The organism is Kitasatospora sp. NBC_01300 (genome assembly GCF_041435235.1).
Lineage (GTDB): Bacteria > Actinomycetota > Actinomycetes > Streptomycetales > Streptomycetaceae > Kitasatospora.
Map to the genome: position 1 here is coordinate 4,462,188 of NZ_CP108408.1, position 15,151 is coordinate 4,477,338.

Genomic DNA, 15,151 nt, shown 5'->3' on the forward strand with positions numbered 1-15,151 from the left:
GTAGCCCGCGGGCGCCCGGGAAGCATCGGACCACCCGACATGCTGACCCGCCCCGCCCCGCATAGCATCCCCTATGTACTCGTATGTCCAGAATTCCGGTGTGCGCCTGCGCCGCCGGCCTTCCGCGTACTGGGGAGAGCGACGAGCATGGCCAACCCGGCACTCGTGGACCCGGCCACGATCCGCGCGACCGCCGCCGAGGCCTGGATCCGTGGCTACCCGATCCTGCGGAACTACCGCACCCTGTACGCACAGGCACTGGACGACGCGGACCCGGGGTACGTCGGCGGCTTCGGCGTCTTCCGCCACCGCTCGCAGCCGTTCACCCCGGCCGACACCGACGTCGCCTCCCCCGACAACGACACCCTGCACTCCTGGGCCTGGCTCGACCTGCGCGCCGAGCCGTGGGTGGTGTCCGTCCCGGCCACGGACCGCTACTACGTCCTCCCGCTGCACGAACTCGACACCGTGTACGCAGGGTTCGTCGGTGCCCGGAGCACCGGCCAGGAGGCCGGCGACTACCTGGTGGCCGGCCCCGACTGGCAGGGCGAGCCCCCGCCCGGTGTCCGGGGCGTGCTCCGCACCGCCACCCGCCTGGTCGGCATCCTCGGCCGCACCCACCTCACCGGCGACACCCCCGCGGACGTCGCCGAACTGAAGGCCGTCCAGCAGCAGTACCGGCTGCGCCCGCTGCACGAGTACGCCGGCACCCCGGCGCCCGCCCCCGCGCCGGAGCCTGTCTGGCCGGTCTGGCGCGAGGAGGTGCTGGACACCGTCGAGTTCCTCGGCTTCCTCGACTTCCTGCTCGGCTTCTTCCCGCTCCGCGGGCCCGTCGAGCTGCCGCCCGCCGAGGTCGACCTGCGCGGCCGCCTCACCGACCTCGGCGTCGACGGGCGCGGCGAGTTCGAGCCCGCCACGCTGCCGATCGAGGTCCGGGCCGAGATCGTGCGCGGCATCGCGGACGGCCGCGCACGGCTGGAGCGCGCCGCCGCCGAATCCGAACCCACCAGCCCGGCCGCACTCTTCGGCACCCGTGAGCGGATCGGCGGGGACTTCCTCCGCCAGGCCCTCGGCACCAGGCTCGGCCGCTACGGGCTGCCCACCGAGGAGACCTGGTACGGCGGTTGGGCGGCGGACAGCGCGGGCAACCGGCCGCCGAACGCCAGCGACCGCGACTACGTCGTCCGCTTCGGCCCGGACGACCTGCCGCCGGCCCGGTACTTCTGGTCCGCCACCATGTACGCGCTCCCGGACCGCCTGCTGGTCGACAACACCCTGGACCGCTACGCGATCGGCGACCGCACCCCCGGCCTGGTCCGCGACCCGGACGGCGGGCTCACCCTCCACCTCCGGCACAAGCGGCCCGCCGACGCCCAGCACTCCGCCAACTGGCTGCCCGCCCCGGACGGCCCGTTCACGGTCGTCGTCCGGCTCCACGGCCCGGACCGGTCCGCCCTCGACGGCCGCTGGCGCCTCCCGCCGCTCGACCCGAGCTGACCCGCATCCCAGAGACACCGCAGAGACCCGCACCCCAGAGACCCGCACCCCAGAGACCGCCCCCCAGAGACCGCGCCCCAGAGACCGCGCCGACCGGACGAAGGACACCCCGATGAACCACCCCGAGCTGGAGGCCCTGGCCGCCGACGCCTACGTCTACGGCTACCCGCTCGTCGCCGACCTCACCATGGTCGAGCGCTTCTCCCGGGGCGGCCTGGGCACCCTGCCGGCGGCGTCGTTCAACCACTTCAGCCACGCCACCCGGCTGGCCGGGCCCAAGGACCACTTCGTCTCGGTCAACAACGACACCCTCTACTCGATCGCCCAGCTCGACCTCTCCGAAGGCCCGCAGGTACTGCGCGTCCCGGACACCGCGGGCGCCTACTACGTGCTGCAGGTCGTCGGCGCGTGGACGGACAACGTCGCCTACGTCGGCAGCCGCGCCACCGGTACCGGCGAGCAGACCTGGCTGATCGTCCCGCCCGGCTGGCACGGCACCCCGCCCGACCCGGCCCGGGTGATCGAGGCGCCGACCAGGGTGGCGACCATCGTCGGCCGCTTCGCCTGCACCGGGCCGGACGACCTCCCCCGGGTCAAGGCCCTCCAGAAGGCCCTCACCCTGGAGCCGCTGGAGCCCGGCGGGCTGGTCGCCGGACTGCCCGAGCCCGATCCGGAGGTGCCCGAGCGGCTGGCCTTCTTCGAGCGGCTGCGGGTCTGGATGCAGGCCTTCCCGCCGGCCGGTCCGGACGTCGAGTACCAGCAGCGCTTCGCCCCGCTCGGCCTGCTCGACGAGGGCATCTCGCCGTACCGCGCGGCCGCCGCGGACTGGACCCTCGCGCTGGCCAAGGGCCTGGCCGCCGGCCGCGAACGGGTCGAGGACGCCACCCGCCCGCCCGAGGACCACCCGCCCGGCGAGTGGCGCTCGGCGCTCCACCTGTTCGACTACAACATCGACCACCTGGGCCCCGGCACCCTCGACGACCCCGAGTGGCGCATCCCCGACCGCCGCGCCGGCTACCTCAGCCGGGCCGCCGCCGCCCGGGCCGGCCTCTGGGGCAACCACGCCTACGAGGCGTCGTTCGCGATGACCTACGACGACTCCGGCGGCCGCCCGCTCAGCGGCGCGCACCGCTACACGTTGCGGTTCGACCAGCCACCGCCCGCCGAGGCGTTCTGGTCCGTCACGATGTACGCGCTGCCGGACTACTACCTGGTGGACAACCCGATCGAGCGCTACGCGATCGGCAACCGCACCCCGGGCCTGGTGTACGGCGCGGACGGCTCGCTCACCCTGACGCTCCAGCACGAGCAGCCCGAGGACGAGGTGGAGGCGGCCAACTGGCTGCCCGCCCCGGTCGGCGAGTTCCGGCCGATCATCCGGCTCTACCAGCCGAAGCCGGCCGTGCTGGACGGCAGTTACCGGGTGCCGCCGATCGACCGGAGCTGACCGCCGTCGCCGCCGGGCGCGGACGTCGAGGGGGGCACCGGACGCTCAGTGCGGAGCCGGGGTCGCGGTGCCCGGCGCGGTGCCCGTCGGGGTGCCCGAGGGCGGTGGCGAGGACGGGTGCGCCGACGCCGACGCCGACGCCGACGACGAAGGCGAGGGCGAGGGCGACGCCGACGCCGAGGGAGCGCCGGACGACGGCGACCCCGACGGGGACGGAGCCGCCGTGGCCGTCCCCGACGGCTGCGGGGAACCGCCCGGCCGTGGGTCCGCCGTGGCCGACGACGACGCCCCCGGGGCGGCGGGGGAGGAGGCCGAGCCGCCCCGGTTGTGCGGTCCGCCCTCCAGGGTGACGACCGCCTGCGAGGGCGGCAGCGCGATCCGGGCGGTCCAGTGCGCCGTGGGCGCGAGGTCCTCGTCCACGGTGACGGTCACGGTGATCCGCTGGCCCGGTGCGAGGGTGCCGGAGTCGCGGCTGAGCCGCAGCCAGGCGGCGTCCGTCACGGCGTGCCAGTGGATCTCGGTGGTGCCGGAGTCGGTGAGGGTGAGGATGGTCCGGCTGCCGTACTCGGCGGCCTCGACGGTGAGGAGTCCGGCCGGGGCCGGTTCGGCTCCGCCCGGGCCGCCCCCGGCCGCGGGTGCCCGCCCGACGGCGGGGGCGGGGGCGGCGACCAGGGCCGGACTGCCGATCGGGGTCGCCCCGCGGGCCGGTACCGGGACCGCCGGGCCCTGGAGGGTCAGCCGTGGAAAGCCGAGGGGCAACGTTTCTGCACCGATCACCCCGGCACCCACCGTCCCCGCACCCGCCAACTCCATCCCCGGCACCCCCGGCACCCCCGTGCCCGCCGGTGCGCCCGCCGTCGGCCACGGCTTCGACGGCTGCTGCCCGCCCGTCCGCCCGGCCTCCTCGACCCGCACCGCGGACACCGCGGCCGCCGTCCCCGCCCCGCTGCCCCGGTGCCCCGCCCACAGGGCGACCACCGGCGCCGCCAGGACGGCCGCGAGCACCCCGGTGGTCACCACCCGCCGACGCACCGCCAGCGCCCGGCCCGCGTCCGGCGCCCGGTGCCGGGGGAAGCCGCCCTGGTCGAACCGCAGCCCCGACTCGGCCGTCGGCGCCGCCCCCGCCCGCCGCACCGCACCGACCGCCGACGGCAGGTGGCCGATCACCGACGGCAGGTACGCCGCTCCCTCGCCCGAGGGCGCCGGAGAAGGCGCCGGGGCGGGGGCGGGAGCCGCCAGCAGCGGCAGCCCGGACATCCCCGCCGCGCCCTCCGCCACCTCGCCGGCCACCCGCCCCGCCGTCCCCCGGCAGGTCGGGCAGTCCACCACGTGCTGCACCAGCTCCCGGCGCAGCGCCGGGCCGAGCACCCAGTCCCGCCAGGACTCCGCCCCGGCCCCGCCGAGCCGGTCCAGCTCCGGGCAGCTGCCCACCCCGAGCACCAGCAGCGCCGCCCTGGTCCTGGCCACCTCCGCCTCGGCGGCGGCGAGCAGCGCGCGGGTCCGCTCGAACGGCAGGCCCAGCACCGCCGCCACCTCGTGCGGGGTCAGCCGGTGCCGGACGGACAGCTCCAGCGCCTCGCGCTGCTCCGGGTCGGTGCCGGCCGCCTCCGGCCAGGCGAGCGAGGCCAGCTCGCGCCGCCGCCGGGCCGCCTCGGCCTCGGTCGGCTCCGCCGTGGCGTCCCGCCCGGCGCCGCCCGCGAGCCGCCGCAGGCAGCAGTACCGGGCCAGCGAGAACAGCCAGGCCCGGACCAGCCCGGGCTCGGTCAGCCGGGCGCCGTGCCGCCGTGCCAGCTCGCGGGCCTCGCGCAGGGCGCCGGTGGCCGCGTCGTGCTCGCACAGCACCGAGAGGCAGTAGGTGAACAGGCCGTCCACCTGCCGGTCGTACGCCGCCAGCACGGCGGCCGGCGGCCCTTCAGTACGCGTTGTCACCCGTCCGACGGTAGAGACGGCGGGCGGCACACCCCGGCCGTTCGCCGTGTATGTACTTCTTTCGGGTAACAACATCGCCCATCTGTGTGGGTTTGGGCCCGGCTCCGGTGGAGCAAGGCGTTGTCGGACCCAGGCGCTACGGTGGGCCGCATGGCTGCCCGTACCAAGACCACCGCCAAGCCGCGCCCGGCGTACCGCTGCACCGAGTGCGGCAACCAGCTGCCCAAGTGGGTCGGCCGCTGCCCGGAGTGCAACGCCTGGGGCACGGTCGAGGAGTACGGCGCGGTGCCGATCCGGACGACGGCCGCGGGCCCGGTCAGCTCGCCGGCCCGTCCGATCGGCCAGGTGGACGGCCAGGTCGCGACGGCCCGCTCGACGGGCGTGCCGGAGCTGGACAGGGTGCTCGGGGGCGGGCTGGTCCCCGGCGCGGTCGTCCTGCTGGCCGGTGAGCCCGGCGTCGGCAAGTCCACCCTGCTGCTGGACGTCGCGGCCAAGGCCGCCACCGACCGGCACCGCACGCTCTACGTCACCGGCGAGGAGTCGGCCGGTCAGGTCCGGCTGCGCGCGGACCGGATCAACGCGCTCTCCGAGCACCTCTACCTCGCCGCCGAGTCCGACCTCGGCGCGGTGCTCGGGCACATCGACGCGGTCAACCCCGGTCTGCTGATTCTGGACTCGGTGCAGACCATCGCCTCCGCCGAGCTGGACGGCGCCCCCGGCGGTCCGGCCCAGGTCCGCGAGGTGGCGGGCGCGCTGATCCGGGTGTCCAAGGAGCGCGGCATGGCGACGCTGCTGGTCGGCCACGTCACCAAGGACGGCCAGATCGCCGGCCCGCGCCTGCTGGAGCACCTGGTGGACGTGGTGCTCAGTTTCGAGGGGGACCGGCACGCCCGGCTGCGGCTCATCCGCGGGATCAAGAACCGCTACGGCGCCACCGACGAGGTGGGCTGCTTCGAGCTGCACGACGAGGGCATCGTCGGCCTGGCCGATCCGTCCGGCCTCTTCCTGACCAGGCGTGACAAGCCCGTCCCGGGCACCTGCCTCACCGTCACCCTGGAGGGCAAGCGCCCGCTGGTGGCGGAGGTGCAGGCGCTGATGGTGGATTCGCAGATCCCGTCCCCGCGGCGCACCACCTCGGGCCTGGAGTCGCCCCGGATCGCGATGATCCTGGCCGTGGTGGAGCGGCACGGCGGGGTGAAGCTCGGCAAGCAGGACATCTACACCGCGACGGTGGGCGGGGTGAAGCTGAGCGAGCCGTCCGCCGACCTCGCGATCGCGCTCGCGGTGGCCAGCTCCTCCTCGGACACCCCGCTGCCCAGCAACCTGGTGGCGATCGGCGAGGTCGGCCTGGCGGGCGAGGTACGGCGGGTGACGGGGGTGCAGCGGCGGCTCGCCGAGGCGCACCGGCTGGGCTTCACGCACGCCCTCGTCCCGCCGGATCCGGGCAAGGTGCCGCCGGGCATGAAGGTGGTCGAGGTGGCCGACATCGGCGAGGCGCTGCGGGCCATCCCGGGCCGCCGCCGGGCCGCCGCCAAGCCGCGTGCCGAGGCGCGTGCTGAGGCGCCGTCGGCGCCGCCGGCCCCGCGCGCGGCCCGGGTCGTCGCGCACCCGGAGGAGCTGATGGAGGGCTGGGAGCCGCTCGACTCCGACGAACTGCGCTGACCCAAGCCCTGTCGATGCCGCACGCAGTTAGACTTTCCCCAGTCTCATTGGCCAGAAGGCAGTACCGAGCGGTACTGAGCGACAGAGCAACAGACCGCGGACCGGCGCACGGCGCGAGGCGCGCGGCACGGGGTCGACCGGAGGAGTCACGTGGCAGCCAGCGACCGGGGGGCGGACAAGGCCTCCCGTGAGGAGGCCCTGCTGCGGGCCTCCCTCAGTGCCATCGCACCCGGCACGGGGCTGCGCGACGGCCTGGAGCGGGTGCTCCGGGCCAACACCGGCGGCCTGATCGTGCTCGGTTTCGACAAGACGGTCGAGTCGATCTGCACCGGCGGCTTCGTCCTGGACGTCGAGTTCACCGCGACCCGGCTGCGCGAGCTGTGCAAGCTGGACGGCGCGGTGGTGCTGGACAAGGACATCACCAAGATCGTCCGGGCCGGCGTGCACCTGATGCCGGACTCCACCATCCCCACCGACGAGACCGGCACCCGCCACCGCACCGCGGAGCGGGTCAACCGGCAGACCGGCTTCCCGGTGGTGGCGGTCTCGCACTCGATGCGGCTGATCGCGATGTACGTCAACGGCATCCGCCGGGTGCTGGAGGACTCCACCACCGTCCTGTCCCGCGCCAACCAGGCGCTGGCCACCCTGGAGCGCTACAAGCTGCGCCTGGACGAGGTGGCCGGCACGCTGTCGGCGCTGGAGATCGAGGACCTGGTGACGGTCCGGGACGTCACCGCCGTCGCCCAGCGGCTGGAGATGGTCCGGCTGATCGCCACCGAGATCGCCGGCTACGTGCTGGAGCTCGGCATCGACGGCCGGCTGCTCTCGCTCCAGCTGGACGAGCTGATCGCGGGCGTGGAGCCGGAGCGCGAACTGGTCGCCAGGGACTACTTCCCGGAGCGGGCCGCCAAGAAGGGCCGGACGGTCAACGAGGTGCTGGCCGACCTGGAGGCGCTCACCCACGCCGAGCTGCTGGACCTTCAGACGGTCGCCAAGGCGCTCGGCTACTCGGGCTCCCCGGAGTCGCTGGACTCGGCGGTCTCGCCGCGCGGCTACCGGCTGCTGGCGAAGATCCCGCGCCTGCCCAACACGGTGATAGAGCGCCTGGTCGAGCACTTCGGCGGCCTGCAGAAGCTGCTCGCCGCCAGCATCGACGACCTGCAGACGGTCGAGGGCGTCGGCGAGACCCGGGCCCGCTCGGTCCGCGAGGGCCTGTCCCGGCTCGCCGAATCGTCCATCCTGGAGCGCTACGTCTGACCGGGCGCCACGTCCGACCTGACGCACCGCCGCGCACGGCCCCCGGGGAACGCCCCCGGGGGCCGTCGCGCACCCCGCCGAGTCCACCCCCGCCGAGCCGTCTCGGCCGGAGCACCCCGACCGGCCCGCAAGGCACCGAAGCCCCCGGCCGTCGGCCGGGGGCTTCGAGTCGAGTTGAGGGGGGTTCAGCTGTCCAGGCGGATCGAGGAGCGCGCCGAGACCTGGCCGCCGGAGAGCCCGGTGAGGTCGGCGACCACCAGGTAGGTGCCCGCGGCGGGGGGCGCCGGGTCGGCGGTGGCGCACTGCGGCTTGCTGCGGCTGCGGTCCCAGGTGAAGGTCTCGGTCAGGCCGTTGTTGGCCGGGATCTGCACCCAGCTGCTGCCGCGGTCGGACGGGCAGTCGCCGGAGGACCAGACCCGGTCGCCGTTGCTGGCGGTCACGGTGATCGCGGAGGCCGTCCGGCCGAGGTCCACCCGGCAGTTGGCGCCGGAGGCGTTCTTCACGGTGAGCGAGAGCCGCGGCTTGTCCTTGGGCTGGTACGAGTTCTGCGCGCTGGCCAGCTCCAGGGTGACCTGCGAGGAGACGCAGACCGGAAGCGCCATCACCTCGGGCGTGTTCACCACCGGGGCGCCGCCGCCCGAGCCGCCCGCGCCGCCGGAACCGCCGGCCGCACCGCCGCCGCCCGCCGCCGCGCCGCCGCCCGTGCCCCCGCCGGTGGCAGGAGCCGGGTTGGCGCCGCCGCCGGTGCCGCCGGTGCTGAGGCTGACCTCGCCGCCGCCGGAGCCGGCCACCGGGCCGCCGCTCGCATTGCCGCCGCTGCCGCCGCCGCTGCCGCCGCCGGGGCGCGCCGCGGGGCCGCTCGGGGACGCGCCGGGCGTGATGGACTGGGCGGGGGTCTGGCTCTGGGACGGAACGGCCTGCGCGGCCTTGCTCGATGAGCCGCCGTCACCGCCCCCGTCCTGATCGATCATCAGCCAGGCGATCAGGGCGGCGACCGCCACGACGGCGACGAGCACGACGACGCGCCGACGCCAGTAGATCGAGGCCGGCAGCGGTCCCACGGGTTGACGCAGAGAGGGCACGCCCAAACTCTACGAGACTGTGTGTGCCGCTTGACGCACCAACACCGCACAGTCGCCCCTTCCTTCACATGATCCGCCATTTGCGCCGTTCGAGGGAGCTCCGAAGCGGTGGTTCTCCGGGGGATTCGCAGGGGTATCCGGAGTTCTTTTCTCCGCTTCGGTCGCGCCCGTCGCCATGGGAGGATCGAAGGGCCATGGCTGCCATCACCGTCACCCCCGCCCCCGTCCCCCCGGCAGGCGCCGCGCCGGACGCCGTCCGGCTGCCGATGCCCCTGCCGCTGCTGCACGCGACCGTCCTCGACTGGTACGAGGCCGAGAAACGCGACCTCCCCTGGCGGACGCCCGAGGCGACGCCCTGGGCGATCATGGTGAGCGAGTTCATGCTCCAGCAGACTCCGGTGAAGCGGGTGCTGCCCGCCTGGGAGGCGTGGCTGACCCGCTGGCCCACCCCGGCCGACCTCGCGGCCGAGGCGCCCGGCGAGGCGGTCCGGATGTGGGGCCGGCTCGGCTACCCGCGCCGCGCGCTGCGGCTGCACGCGGCCGCGGTGGCGATCACCGAGGAGCACGGCGGCGAGGTGCCGGACGACCACGCCACCCTGCTCTCGCTGCCCGGGGTGGGGGAGTACACGGCCGCCGCGGTCGCCTCCTTCGCCTTCCGCCAGCGGCACGTGGTGCTGGACACCAACGTCCGCCGGGTGTTCGCCCGCGCGGTGTCCGGCGTCGAGTACCCGGCCCAGGCCACCACGGCCGCCGAGCGCCGGACGGCGACGGCGCTGCTGCCCGACGACGCCGAGACCGCGGCCACCTGGGCGGTCGGCGTGATGGAGCTGGGCGCGCTGGTCTGCACCGCGCGCGGCCCGGAGTGCGGGGGCTGCCCGCTGTTCGCCCACTGCGCCTGGCAGCGGGCCGGCCGCCCGCCGTACGAGGGCCCGGCCCGGCGCGGCCAGACCTACGAGGGGACGGACCGGCAGGTGCGCGGCAAGCTGCTCGCGGTGCTGCGGGAGTCGCACGGCTCGGTGCCGCAGGCCCGGCTGGACGCGGTCTGGCCGGACGCGGTGCAGCGGGCCCGGGCGCTGGACGGCCTGGTCGCGGACGGGCTGGTGGAGCCCGTCGAGCAGGGCGTCTACCGGCTTCCCCAGTAGTCGGCCACGAATGCGGGACGGCGCCCCCGGAGGATTTCCTCCGGGGGCGCCGTCGTGTCGGCGGAAGGGCGGTCAGACGGCCGCCGCCTCCAGCGAGGCCTCGGCGGACTTGTCCGCCTTGCCCGTGCCGGTGCCGCGCAGCGGCACCTCGCGCATGAACACCGCGGCGGCGATGGCGACCACGGCCACCCCCGCACCCCACAGGAAGACGGTGTGCATGCCGTTGGACACCGCGTGGTGGTAGGCGTCCTGGATGTTCTCGGGGAGCTTGCGCAGGTCCGCCGGGCTCATCTGGCCCGGGTCCTTCACAGCGCCACCGCCGGCCGCAGCGTGGTCGCCCAGCCGCTCCTTCATGGTGTCGGTGACCCGGTTGTTGAACAGGGCGCCGAACAGCGCGACACCGAAGGAACCGCCGATGGTGCGGAACAGGGTGGCGGTGGAGCTGGCCACGCCCATGTCCTTGAGCTCGACGCTGTTCTGCGCGACCAGCATGGTGATCTGCATCAGGAAGCCCATGCCGGCACCGAGCACGACCATCCAGCAGGCGGAGGTGAAGCTGCTGGTCGTGGTGCCCATGGTGGAGAGCAGCACCATGCCGACGGTCATCACGATGGTGCCGATGATCGGGAATATCCGGTACTTGCCGGTCTTGGTGACGGCCTGGCCGACCACCAGCGAGACGACCAGCATGCCGAACATCATCGGCATCAGCAGCAGGCCGGAGTTGGTGGCCGAGGCGCCCTGGACGATCTGCTGGTAGAGCGGCAGGAAGACGGTCGAGCCGAACATCACGAAGCCGACGATGAAGCCGATGATCGAGACCAGGGTGAAGTTCAGGTTCTTGAACAGGCTCAGCGGCAGCATCGGCTCCTGCACCCGCTGCTCGACGTAGCAGAAGGCGATCAGCGTCGCGGCGGCGAGCGCGGCGAGGCCCAGGATCTGCTTGGAGCCCCAGTCGTACTGCTGGCCGCCCCAGGTGGTGATCAGGACGAGCGAGGTGATGCCCGTCGTGAGCAGGATGGCGCCCCAGTAGTCGATCCGGGCGTTGTTGCGGACCTTCGGCAGCTTCAGGGTGACGACGACCACGGCGAGCGCGATCACGCCGAGCGGCAGGTTGATGTAGAAGGTCCAGTGCCAGCTCAGGTGGTCGGTGATGAAGCCGCCGACCAGCGGGCCGCCGATGGTGGCGAGGGCCATGACCGCCGCGAACATGCCCTGGTACTTGCCGCGGTCACGCGGCGCGACCAGCGCGCCCATGATCGACATGACGCCGACCATCAGACCGCCGGCGCCCAGGCCCTGGAGGGCGCGGAAGCCGATCAGCTCGTTCATGTTCTGCGACAGGCCGGACAGCGCCGAGCCCACCAGGAAGATCACGATCGAGGTGAGGAAGGTGCCCTTGCGGCCGTAGAGGTCGCCGAGCTTGCCCCAGATCGGGGTGGAGGCGGCGGTGGCCAGGGTGTACGAGGTGACGACCCAGGACAGGTGCTCGGCACCGCCGAGGTCGCCGACGATGGTCGGCATCGCGGTGCCGACGATCAGGTTGTCGAGCATGGCCAGCAGCATGGTGACGACCAGGCCGACCATGACGAGGCGAATCTCGCGGGGTGACCGCGGCTGCTCCTCCTCGGCGGACTTCTCCTCCGGTACCGGGCCGGTGGTCTTGGACTGTGACATGAGGTGGTGTCTCCCGGAGGGGTGTTTCGGACGGGCGGAGGCCGCGCAGTGATTCACTTACTTGTCGCCCGGCTAGTTTGTGGACCGTCGGCACGGTAAGTTGTTTACTAGCCGGCCGTCAAGCCAGTTTCCCGCCCGGCTACCTGGGCAGGGAGAATGGGCCCGGGGCGGACGCCACCGGGGTCCGCAGCAGTCACCGACGCACTCATGAGGCAGGCCATGGGCACTCCGCACAGCCCCCGCAGCGACACGCGGTCCCGCATCATCGAGGTGTCCCTGGAACTCTTCTCCGAGCAGGGCTACGAGCAGACCTCGCTGCGCGAGATCGCCGACCGCCTCGGTGTCACCAAGGCCGCGCTCTACTACCACTTCAAGACCAAGGACGACATCGTCCTGGGCATCGTGGAGCGGATGGCCGCGCCGATCGACGAGACCATCGCGTGGGGCCGGCAGCAGTCCTGGAGCCCGGAGATGCGCGACGAGCTGATCCGCCGCTTCGCCGACGGGATGGCCGAGCGGGCGCCGCTGCTGCGCTTCTTCCACGAGAACCAGCCCGCGCTGCGCGAGTCTGCGGCCGGTCTGGCGTTCAAGGACCGCATGATCACGATGATCCAGCTGGTGCACGGGCCGGAGGCCGACTTCCGGGAGCGGCTGCGCGCCACGATGTCGCTGTTCACCGTCCACTCGGCGATGTTCCTGCTCAAGCAGGACGCCGCGGACTGCGACCACGGCGACAACGTGTGGGGCGAGGCCTCGCCGCCGGCCGCCACCCTGGAGGAGGCGATCGGGGCGGCCCGGGAGGTCGCGCTGGAGATCGGCGGCCGGATCGGCCACCCGGCCCCCGCCCATTCCTGAGAGAACGGCCGGCCGGGCCGACCGGTAGCCGGGGCCGGACTCAGAACGCGGTGACGCCGTGCCCCGCGAGGTACGCGATCGGGTTCACCACCGCGCCGTAGCGGTTGCTGGTGCGGATCTCGAAGTGCAGGTGGGGCCCGGTCGAGTTGCCGGTGCTCCCGGACCGCCCGATCTGCTCGCCCGCCGACACCTGATCCCCCGGTGAGACCCCGAGCGAGGACAGGTGCGCGTACTGCGCGTAGTGCCCGTCCTCCAGCCGCAGCACGACCTCCTTGCCGTACGAGCCGTCCCAGCCGGACGACACCACGGTCGCGTTCCCGACCGCCAGCAGCGGCGTGCCCGGGTCGACCGCGAAGTCCACCCCGGTGTGGTACCCGGCGGCGTACTCGGAGTTGGCCACCCCGTACGGGTTGCTGGTCGGCGCGTCCGGCGCCGGGGCCGACCACCCCGGGGCCGGAGCGGGCTCCGGTGCGGGCGCGGCCTCGGGCTCCGAAGCGGGGGCCTCGGCGGGCGCGTCGGCGACCGGCGGCTCCACCGGCAGCAGGTTGGCGGCCACCGCCACGAACTCCTGCGCCGAGTCGCCGTCATTCGGCAGCCGGTACGGGCTCGGCCCGGCCACCTGGACCAGCCCCGGGCTGGGCACGGCGGCCTGCGGCGCGGTGAACGCCGAGCTGCCGGGCGTGGTGGGCCGGACGGTCTGCGCCGAGGCGCTGCCGGGCGCGGCCACCAGCAGTGCGCCGGCGAGCAGCACCGCGGCAGCCCCGGCGGCGACCACCGCGCGCTCCCGTTCGGCCTGCGGGTGCCCGCCGGGCAGCGGCTGCCGGGGCGCGGCGAGCGCGCGCAGCGGCGCGGCATGGGTGCGGGCGGCATGGCCGAGCCGGAGCTGCCAGGCCGCCGCCTGGGCCGCCGTACGGGCGGCGAGCCGGCGCAGGACCGGCCCCACGGGCGGGACAGAGGACATCGGTAGCCGTACCTCACGGTGGACGAGGGCAGCACGAAGTGCCCGTTCGGGCGCGTGCTGAGCGGGGGACCACTCAGGTGTAACGGTCACCGAGCGGAGTCCCAAACGGCGTGACGTACTACGGCGTGTAGTCAGCGTCGAGCCGGAGATTCAAGCTGACGGAGTAATGATCATGAGATCTGATCGTCTACCACCGGCCCGCGGTGGGCCGCCCCTGCCCGCGGCCGGGCTACTACCGCCGGTCGTACCGCGTCCGACGGGAGCCCGGCCGGTGTGACCAGCGCCACGCCCGTCCGGGGTTTGGGTCGGCTGCGCACCCCTTTCCGCCGTCCGCCCCGCTGACCTGGCGGGCCCGCTGGGGGACCATCGACGCATGTATGGCAACAGGAGCGAAGACCTCGACGGCAATGACCGCCCGAGCCTGCCGGACCGCCGCTTCGCCGCCCTGCGCGGCTGCGAGCGGATCCTGTCCGGCGACCGGCCGCAGAGCATGCGCGAACGCCTCGCCGCCCTCGCGGGGGAGGGCGGCGGCCACGACCTGGACCACCGCCCGGACCAGTACGGCGACGGCGTGGTCCGCACCCTCGAACACAAGGTCGCCGACCTGCTCGGCACCGAGGACGCGGCCTTCTTCCCCACCGGCACCATGGCCCAGCAGGTCGCCCTGCGCATCCACGCCGAGGCGGCCGGGCTGCGCACCGTCGCGACCCACCCGCTGGCCCACACCGACCAGCACGAGCGGCACGCGCTCGGCGTGCTGACCGGCCTGCGCAGCGTCTGGCCGACCACGGCCCCGCGCCAGCCCACCGTCGAGGAGCTGCGCTCCTTCGACGAGCCGTACGCCGCGCTCAGCCTGGAGCTGCCGCTGCGCGAGGCCGGGTTCGTGCTGCCCGACTGGGCGGAGCTGGCGGCGCTGGCCGGGGTCGTCCGGGAGGAGTGCGGCGCGGCCCTGCACCTGGACGGTGCCCGGCTCTGGGAGTCGGTGTTCCACCTCGGGCACCCGCTGCCGGAGATCGTCGCGCTGGCCGACTCGGTCTACGTGTCCTTCTACAAGACGCTCGGCGGCATCAGCGGCGCCGCGCTGGCCGGTTCGCGGGGCTTCGTCCGCACCGCGAAGGCCTGGCGGCACCGGTACGGCGGCCAGCTCTACCAGCAGTGGCCGGCGGCGCTCGCCGCGCTGGCCGGGCTGGACGCCCGACTCCCGCTGCTGGAGCGGTACGTGACGCACGCCAAGGTGGTCGCCGAGGCGCTGGACGCGGCCTTCGCGGCGGTCCCCGGCGCCCGGGTGCACCCGGCCCCGCCGCACACCCACCAGTTCCAGCTCTGGCTGCCGTACGCCGCCGGGGAGTTGGACGAGGCCGGGCTGGGGCTGGCCGAGGAGGCCGGGGTCGCGCTGTTCGGCGGCTGGCGCGAGCGGGACCTGCCGGGCCTGGCGATGACCGAGGTCACGGTGTCGTCGTCCGCGCTCGACTGGACGGCGGCGGACGTCGCCGAGGCGGCCGCCGCCTTCCTGGACCGGCTGCCGGCCCGGGGCGCCGGGGCCGGCGGGAGCCGCGGCGGGGCCTGACAGGAAAAGCGTCCGGCCCGCCCCCGCGCGATGCGGGGACGGGCCGGACGTGGTGGGTCAGAACCGCCTGGT

The 15,151-nt window shown here is 74.4% G+C and carries 11 protein-coding genes; 7 read left to right on the plus strand and 4 right to left on the minus strand.

The annotated features are described in order from the left end of the window. The first annotated feature begins 147 nt into the window (after nucleotides 1–147). Together OG556_RS19820 and OG556_RS19825 are read left to right on the plus strand one after the other, a co-directional pair. Nucleotides 148–1,497, plus strand: a complete 1,350-nt coding sequence (locus OG556_RS19820) for a DUF1254 domain-containing protein (protein WP_371518272.1) — start codon at nucleotides 148–150, stop codon at nucleotides 1,495–1,497. Nucleotides 1,498–1,609: 112 nt separating this feature from the next. After that, nucleotides 1,610–2,944 (plus strand): DUF1254 domain-containing protein, encoded by a 1,335-nt coding sequence (locus tag OG556_RS19825; protein WP_371518273.1) that lies wholly within the window; start codon nucleotides 1,610–1,612, stop codon nucleotides 2,942–2,944. A 45-nt stretch (nucleotides 2,945–2,989) separates the two neighbouring features. Here OG556_RS19825 and OG556_RS19830 read toward each other — a convergent pair whose 3' ends face one another. Next, nucleotides 2,990–4,873, minus strand: a complete 1,884-nt coding sequence (locus OG556_RS19830; RefSeq protein WP_371518274.1) for a hypothetical protein — start codon at nucleotides 4,871–4,873, stop codon at nucleotides 2,990–2,992. A gap of 150 nt (nucleotides 4,874–5,023) precedes the next feature. Between OG556_RS19830 and radA the strand changes: the two genes are divergently transcribed. Together radA and disA are read left to right on the plus strand one after the other, a co-directional pair. Continuing rightward, a complete protein-coding gene (radA, locus tag OG556_RS19835; protein ID WP_350878393.1) occupies nucleotides 5,024–6,535 on the plus strand; it encodes a DNA repair protein RadA in 1,512 nt (503 codons plus the stop codon). 201 nt (nucleotides 6,536–6,736) lie between these two features. Next, nucleotides 6,737–7,795 carry a DNA integrity scanning diadenylate cyclase DisA gene (disA, locus tag OG556_RS19840; protein WP_350878493.1) on the plus strand — a complete coding sequence of 353 codons (1,059 nt, stop codon included), beginning with the start codon at nucleotides 6,737–6,739 and terminating at the stop codon, nucleotides 7,793–7,795. 185 nt (nucleotides 7,796–7,980) lie between these two features. On the opposite strand, the gene OG556_RS19845 is transcribed toward disA, so the two are convergent. Further along, on the minus strand, nucleotides 7,981–8,877 hold the full coding sequence (locus OG556_RS19845) for a hypothetical protein (RefSeq protein ID WP_371518275.1): 897 nt from the start codon (nucleotides 8,875–8,877) through the stop codon (nucleotides 7,981–7,983). A gap of 266 nt (nucleotides 8,878–9,143) precedes the next feature. On the opposite strand from OG556_RS19845, the gene OG556_RS19850 reads away from it, so the two are divergent. Beyond that, the gene (locus OG556_RS19850) at nucleotides 9,144–10,019 is read left to right on the plus strand and encodes an A/G-specific adenine glycosylase (protein ID WP_371522763.1); all 876 of its coding nucleotides are present in this window, start codon (nucleotides 9,144–9,146) and stop codon (nucleotides 10,017–10,019) included. A 72-nt stretch (nucleotides 10,020–10,091) separates the two neighbouring features. Here OG556_RS19850 and OG556_RS19855 read toward each other — a convergent pair whose 3' ends face one another. Beyond that, the gene (locus tag OG556_RS19855; protein WP_371518276.1) at nucleotides 10,092–11,696 is read right to left on the minus strand and encodes an MDR family MFS transporter; all 1,605 of its coding nucleotides are present in this window, start codon (nucleotides 11,694–11,696) and stop codon (nucleotides 10,092–10,094) included. A 219-nt stretch (nucleotides 11,697–11,915) separates the two neighbouring features. Here OG556_RS19855 and OG556_RS19860 point away from each other — a divergent pair, with 219 nt between their 5' ends. After that, complete coding sequence (locus OG556_RS19860; protein ID WP_371518277.1) at nucleotides 11,916–12,551, plus strand: TetR/AcrR family transcriptional regulator; 636 nt, start codon at nucleotides 11,916–11,918, stop codon at nucleotides 12,549–12,551. Nucleotides 12,552–12,591: 40 nt separating this feature from the next. Here OG556_RS19860 and OG556_RS19865 read toward each other — a convergent pair whose 3' ends face one another. Then, a complete protein-coding gene (locus tag OG556_RS19865; protein WP_371518279.1) occupies nucleotides 12,592–13,512 on the minus strand; it encodes a M23 family metallopeptidase in 921 nt (306 codons plus the stop codon). Between the two features lie 373 nt (nucleotides 13,513–13,885). Between OG556_RS19865 and OG556_RS19870 the strand changes: the two genes are divergently transcribed. Further along, nucleotides 13,886–15,079: a low specificity L-threonine aldolase gene (locus OG556_RS19870; RefSeq protein WP_371518280.1), complete on the plus strand. Its 1,194-nt coding sequence runs from the start codon at nucleotides 13,886–13,888 to the stop codon at nucleotides 15,077–15,079. Nucleotides 15,080–15,151: the final 72 nt, after the last annotated feature.

Bases quoted from the DNA above. Each gene is read 5' to 3' on its own strand.
- OG556_RS19820 (WP_371518272.1), top strand. From the start codon at position 148: ATGGCCAACCCGGCACTCGTGGACCCGGCCACGATCCGCGCGACCGCC.
- OG556_RS19855 (WP_371518276.1), bottom strand. From the start codon at position 11,696: ATGTCACAGTCCAAGACCACCGGCCCGGTACCGGAGGAGAAGTCCGCC.
- OG556_RS19825 (WP_371518273.1), top strand. From the start codon at position 1,610: ATGAACCACCCCGAGCTGGAGGCCCTGGCCGCCGACGCCTACGTCTAC.
- OG556_RS19865 (WP_371518279.1), bottom strand. From the start codon at position 13,512: ATGTCCTCTGTCCCGCCCGTGGGGCCGGTCCTGCGCCGGCTCGCCGCC.
- OG556_RS19860 (WP_371518277.1), top strand. From the start codon at position 11,916: ATGGGCACTCCGCACAGCCCCCGCAGCGACACGCGGTCCCGCATCATC.
- OG556_RS19850 (WP_371522763.1), top strand. From the start codon at position 9,144: ATGCCCCTGCCGCTGCTGCACGCGACCGTCCTCGACTGGTACGAGGCC.
- OG556_RS19870 (WP_371518280.1), top strand. From the start codon at position 13,886: ATGTATGGCAACAGGAGCGAAGACCTCGACGGCAATGACCGCCCGAGC.
- radA (WP_350878393.1), top strand. From the start codon at position 5,024: ATGGCTGCCCGTACCAAGACCACCGCCAAGCCGCGCCCGGCGTACCGC.